Source organism: Balneolaceae bacterium, from assembly GCA_034521495.1.
In the GTDB taxonomy this organism is placed as follows: domain Bacteria; phylum Bacteroidota; class Rhodothermia; order Balneolales; family Balneolaceae; genus Rhodohalobacter.
Window position 1 is genome coordinate 1 of sequence record JAXHMK010000005.1, and the last position, 5986, is coordinate 5986.

A 5986-nucleotide genomic window follows, 5' to 3' on the forward strand; every position below is an offset into this window, starting at 1 on the left:
GGTTCCATATGAGGTTTCTACAACAGGAATGAAAAATCCCTATCTTTTTCTGTTATTGAGAGAGTTAAATAGGTTAAATGATGTCCAAAAAATACAGCATGGGTATGGTTGGTTGTATGAGCCGGGGGAATGGGATGTAATACACCTGCACTGGCCGGAACTGCTTGTTAAATATCAATTGCCGGATATGTCCCGGACAGATCTTCTCGAAGACAGGCATTTTGAAAAGGTCTTGAATGCAATTAAAGAGAAAAAGAGAACGGGTGCGCGGATCATGCTGACTATTCACAATGAAAAACCCCATAAAGATCAGTCAGGAATTTTTGATATGTTTTACAGGGATATCTATAAACTCACTGATGGGTTTATTCATCTGGGTGAATTCTCGGAAAAAATGTTGGAAAATGAGTACGCGGATGAAACAAGAGGGAAGCCATCTTTTACAATTCCGCATGGCGATTATAGTTTTTTCCCGAATGATAGGGAAAGAGCTCAGTGCCGGAAAAAGTTAAACATCCGGGAGCGAGATAAAGTGCTGTTGTCTTTCGGTGCCGTTCGTTCCAAAGCTGAACTGGAATTGGGAATTGATGCTTTCAAAAAAACGGATGTTGAAAATAGTATCTATTTGATTACCGGGTCCATTCCCAATCCATATCGTTCGGAGCCGGATCATTATATTACGAGAAAAAAATTATACACCAATATATTTAACAGTCGCATCAGAACGGATGAAAAAACCATTGCTTTTGAGGAGGTTCAGGTTTATCTGAAGGCTGCCGACCTTGTATTTATCCCACGGATCAATACCCTGAATTCAGGAAATGTGGCTCTTGGATTTACCTTCGGAAAAGTTGTCACAGGTCCGGGATATGGAGTGATTGGAGAGACATTAAAGAAGACAGGAAATCCCATATTCAATCCTTTAGATTTGAACTCGGTGAGTGATGCCATAACTGCCGGATTTGAATTAGCCGGATCTGGTCATGGTATTAAAAATAAGGAGTATGCCAATCACTATATGAAATGGGAAGAGATTGGTGTTGATACGGTCAAGGCATATCAGGCTCTGTGATATGGACATAGAAGAGAACCGCAAAGCCTCGCAAAGACTTTTCGGATCTGAAATAAATGAGCTTTTGATTTAATGGATGAACAGGAACTAAACAATCAATATCCGATTATATCGGTGATTATTCCATTCTTTAATAACCAGGATGAGGTGATCAAAATTGAAGAGAAACTGCGGAACCAAACCTATCCGTCAACCAATGTTGAACTGATTTTTATTGATAACGGATCCGATAATCAATTCAACTTCCCGGAGTCATTTTTATCAAGGAATATTCTGCTTGAAGAAAGCGAGTATGTAAATAGCCCTTATTCTGCGAGAAATCGAGGTATTGAGCAGTCAAAAGGGGAGGTCTTGGTTTTTGTTGATGCAAATTCAACTCCAGAAGAAAATTGGCTGGAGGAAGGGGTCTCATCACTTTTGGATTCCAATGCTGATATAGTGGGAGGCAAGGTACTTTTTGATTTTCAGGATCAAATAACCGCGGGAAAAATTGTGGATGCCCTGACCTCCATCAACATGAGAAAAGCTATACAGGAAAGGGATGCTGCTTATACTGCCAATCTATTTGTAAAGAGAAAAGTGTTTGATGAGATCGGTTTATTTGAAGAGGGAGTGAGATCTGGCGGAGATGTACGGTGGACTCTCAAAGCCAAAGAGAACGGTTTTTCAATCATTTACTGCGAGCATGCAGTCGTCAGAAAGTTTGCGCGGCCCGCTGGTAAACTATATCAAAAAAGAATCCGTACTGGCAAGGGATATTATTATACATGGAAAGAGGAAACGGAACGAAGAATTTGGTTCTATAACTTATTACGCTCCCTGAAACCGCCATCTGTTTCAAAAATCAAGAAATTAAATCCTGATCGGTATCAAGCTGAGTTTGATAACTACAAAATGGGTGTTTGGTTCCACCTCTATGCTTCTGGTATTTTAGAACAGCTATCATTTTTAAAAGAGTATTCCAGATCTGCATTTTTCGAAAATCGTAAAAGAGATTGAGATTTCTTTATTCAACTACAATCATTTTTTTGGTTGATGCCTGGCCATTCGCTTTCAATCGGTATAAATAAACGCCCGAAGATAACCCGGATGCGTTAAAATTGGTTCGATAGGTTCCCGGTGACCGAAAGCGATTGACAAGGGTTTGAACTTTTCGTCCGGTGAGGTTGTAAACCGACAGATCCACCTCTCCCTCTTCTTCAATTGAATAGTAAATGACGGTAGAATTGTTAAATGGATTGGGATAATTTTGGTCGAGGAAAAACAGAGCTTCTTTTTCAATATCAGGAAAACGGGCATTTGTAAGTTCTCTGTATCGCACAATTGCCTCAAGAAAGTAATAGTCGGCATACGAGGTACCCAGGTTTCCCTGCCCGCGGTGCAGGGTGGACTTGTTAAGAATTGAGCTGATATCGGAATTTTTTGTCAAGTATGGTTTGGATGAGAGGGACAGCAAAATTTTAACGGCTGTGTTGAAGTATTCCTTGTTATTTGTAAAGGTGTATAACTCAAACAATCCTGAAGCGGTAATTGCCGCCGCTGAAGCATCTTTGGTACGGACTGACGGTTCCGGTTCCAGGAAATCATAGGGAGGTACAAAATCTTCGGGTAAATTTTCTATAAAATAGGCCGCACTGGATTGGGCAGCATCCAGGAATTTTTTTTCACCTGTAAATCTGTAGATCATAGTGAATCCATAGATAGCCCAGGATTGTCCGCGGGTCCAAACCGATTCGGCTCCGTACCCCTGGAATGTATCTTTCCAGTTTACCGCTCCGGAATCGGCAAAATCAACAACATGATAAGTACTGCCATCTTCCCGGAGATGATGTTCCAGACTGGTTTCTGCGTGAGTACGTGCAATTTCATACCATTCATCTCTGCCAGCTACATCGGCCGACCAGAACAAAAGTTCCAGGTTCATCAAATTATCGATAATAACAGGATAATTTCCCACCCAATCCCAGGATTTTATAGCACCGATTTCGGGATTAAACCGTTTGGCTAATGTTGCCGCACCCTGAAGTGTGGTTTTGAGATAATATCTGCCCTCTTTAATTTTATAGGCATTTCCAAAGCTGTTAAAAATTCGAAATCCGGTATCATGATCCGAGGTTTTATAGGCTTCAGATTCCAAGTCTCGGGTCCATTGAATAGCGTGTTCTTTCCAAAATGGATCTGCAGTCAGTTTGTACAAATACCACATGGATCCGGCAAAAAAACCACTTGTCCACCGCTCGCGTCCCAAGTATTCCTTAACCCATTTGCCGGTTTGTCTGTCGGTGTGAGCAGGGTGAAGTTTGGAATTGTACGATAGCTCTTCCAGTGTTTCTCTCATTTTGAGTTCAGCATGTTCAAGAACCTCTTCGTAAGCTGAAAAAATTTTTAAATTATCATCCGACGCACTTTGTGCAAACAGAGAACAATTTGGTATCCCGAAGAGCAATAAGATTGAAAAAATATAGCAAATAAATTTCATACCGGGCTTAAAATAGTTCAACCGAAAATACCTTAGCAGTGTCTGTCATAATCAACAAGAAAGTAATAAATAAATATTCAACGGATGGTAAAAGTATTTTATTTAAAACCCTATTTCTTATGAATCCAATTCGTTATTCCATATAATCACAAAATATGAACCTGTAAATGGTCGCTAAACATTCAATGGATTTAAGACAGATAACTGACCGATTAAAAAATCTGCCAACAAGGAATAAGCCGTATATCTTTTTCCTGCATATTCCTAAAACAGGCGGAACATCGGTGATCTATGCACTTCGGAAAAAATATCCTTTTAACTTTTTTAAAATAGAGGCGGGGAGTTCGCTGCGGGCAGCAGAGAAAAAATTCGGTGATAATTTTAAAAGCTTCAAGCAATGCTACGATCTTCGTGAATCTGTGGCAGCCTATGCAATGGAAGCAGGCTACAAATGTATTGCCGGACATGTTCCATATTCATCGCAAATTTTTAACGGTTCAAATCATAAGTATTTGTTGATGACGATACTCAGAGATCCGGTTCAGCGATTTATATCAAAGTATTTGTATAATTATCATAAATCGAGCAAACACTGCAAGTTTGAAATGGAGTTTTCGGATTACCTCGAGTCCGATTTGGGAAAGAAGTCAGGACGTGAATATCTTCGATACTTAAGTGGTTATTCAACAGACGAGAGTGGGAAAACAGATGAAGAGTTGGTAGATATTTCGAAAGAAAATCTCAAAAAGATAAACCTGCTTGGGATACTTGAAGAGTTGGAGAGCTTCAAGTCGGTTTTTTACAATGAAACTGGAATGAAGCTTCGCGTTCCTCACAAAAACAAAACGGCGGATTTCACAGAAGAGCAATCTTTTGATAAGGAGGCATTGGCTCAGATCAGAGAGATTTGTAAATACGATATTGAGCTATACAATTTTGCCAAAAAACAGGTTGACGAATAAAATCAAAAAAGGATTATCTGATGGTTTCTCTTTTGATATCCGAAAGTTTTGGAAAAACGAGCGTTAGATTTGGATCACGGCAGCCGCTTTTCAGTAATTGCTGCGAAATCATATCGTACTCTTCTGATTCGAAAGCGATTGCCGCCGGTTTGAATATATCCAGGTAGCGGCAGTTATCGAAGTTTTCTGACTCGCTAAAGTATTGCGAAGCATCAGCTCCATTCAGGTAAGAGATGAGTGATTGCAGGGCTGGTCTTAGTCCGGCGTAATTTTGAGAAGCTAAATCCGGCCAGTCGCGGTCTTGTCCCGTCCTGTTTTTCCGAACGAGAGCCAAATTCATGTAGGCACGCAAGTTATAGTACACATAATGCTGAGACCTGACACGTGATTTCTCATTCGGCAATGCTCCATCAGCAGTTAACTGCGTATCAATTTTTTGTTTAACAGGCATTATGTGTGATGATGAATTCAAGTATTGCTTCTGTTCGGTAAACAAGAAATAAACAGCTCTTTGAACATCCAGCCATGTTGAAATATTGGTAGACTCAAAAGCATCAGCGTTATAATTTTGTATGATCCACCTTGTGAATTTAAAAAACCACTTCTTCATTTCTACATGGTCGTTATGGGTCCAGTGATGGCTGTTATATAGAAGGCTAATGGCCTCAATAACATTTATAAAGTCGTTTGCATCAATGATTCCCTGAGCCATGCCCTGATTGTCGTTTACGCCTAAGGCAACCTGAGCATATTTCATATTTGGTTTCATGCGGGTTGAGGGATTCAAAAACCAACCTTTGATGAGTTCAGTTGCCTTTTCAGCATATTTCTCTTGATTAGTATAAAAATAGGCAAGACTGAGTGCATATACGGCAGATGAAAATCGTGCAAGTTTTGGGCGGTCATAATCATAAATTTCGGGATTCGTTTGGCCGTCTCTGATATCATCATAAACACCTGTTGAGTCATTCGGCCAGGCATATCTTGAAAGGCTCATATAATCATGATTATCTCCGCTTGGAGGGAGCTTCTCTTTGTCAGTTACATAAGCAAACTCTTCATCCAGTAGTCGATCAGCGCCACTGATTAATAGATCATAATCTCTCGATACGATAGGCAGAGAATCCCGATGTTCTTTAATAAATTCCATGTGGCGAACATTCAGAATGTAGGGGCCCGTATTTGATTCTGTAAAATCTGGTATTTCTAAAGATTCATTACAGGATTGAAGGACAAAACCTCCTGCAATTATCAGAATCAAAATAGTAAACCAACGATGTTTGTTCTTCAACGCTAACATTTCCCTTCTTTTAATGTCCAATTATATGAGACAAGAATAATATAAAATTCGTTTCTCACATTTACGAGCATCTCATAATAGATAATAAATGCGATTTTTTAATTTCTATAGACTGTGACGCTGAATTATTTTCCAGAAATTGAAGAAACAAATTTGATACGGATAACTCTAAT

At 39.6% G+C, this 5986-nt stretch carries 5 protein-coding genes; 3 read left to right on the forward strand and 2 right to left on the reverse strand.

The window, feature by feature from the left end; all coding sequences use genetic code 11:
• Both U5K72_03600 and U5K72_03605 read left to right on the forward strand, forming a co-directional pair.
• The coding region (locus tag U5K72_03600) for a hypothetical protein (GenBank protein MDZ7717891.1) at positions 1-1072 on the forward strand (1072 nt) is incomplete at its 5' end.
• Positions 1073-1144: 72 nt separating this feature from the next.
• On the forward strand, positions 1145-2071 hold the full coding sequence (locus tag U5K72_03605) for a glycosyltransferase (GenBank protein MDZ7717892.1): 927 nt from the start codon (positions 1145-1147) through the stop codon (positions 2069-2071).
• 7 nt (positions 2072-2078) lie between these two features.
• Here the strand turns inward: U5K72_03605 and U5K72_03610 are convergent, their stop codons facing one another.
• Positions 2079-3551: a T9SS type A sorting domain-containing protein gene (locus U5K72_03610; GenBank protein MDZ7717893.1), complete on the reverse strand. Its 1473-nt coding sequence runs from the start codon at positions 3549-3551 to the stop codon at positions 2079-2081.
• A 185-nt stretch (positions 3552-3736) separates the two neighbouring features.
• Between U5K72_03610 and U5K72_03615 the strand changes: the two genes are divergently transcribed.
• Positions 3737-4513 (forward strand): sulfotransferase family 2 domain-containing protein, encoded by a 777-nt coding sequence (locus U5K72_03615; GenBank protein MDZ7717894.1) that lies wholly within the window; start codon positions 3737-3739, stop codon positions 4511-4513.
• 13 nt (positions 4514-4526) lie between these two features.
• Here the strand turns inward: U5K72_03615 and U5K72_03620 are convergent, their stop codons facing one another.
• On the reverse strand, positions 4527-5804 hold the full coding sequence (locus tag U5K72_03620; GenBank protein ID MDZ7717895.1) for an alginate lyase family protein: 1278 nt from the start codon (positions 5802-5804) through the stop codon (positions 4527-4529).
• Between the last annotated feature and the right edge of the window lie 182 nt (positions 5805-5986).

Excerpts from the sequence above, each read along its gene's own strand:
- U5K72_03605 (MDZ7717892.1), top strand. The coding sequence starts at position 1,145 with ATGGATGAACAGGAACTAAACAATCAATATCCGATTATATCGGTGATT.
- U5K72_03610 (MDZ7717893.1), bottom strand. The coding sequence starts at position 3,551 with ATGAAATTTATTTGCTATATTTTTTCAATCTTATTGCTCTTCGGGATA.
- U5K72_03615 (MDZ7717894.1), top strand. The coding sequence starts at position 3,737 with ATGGATTTAAGACAGATAACTGACCGATTAAAAAATCTGCCAACAAGG.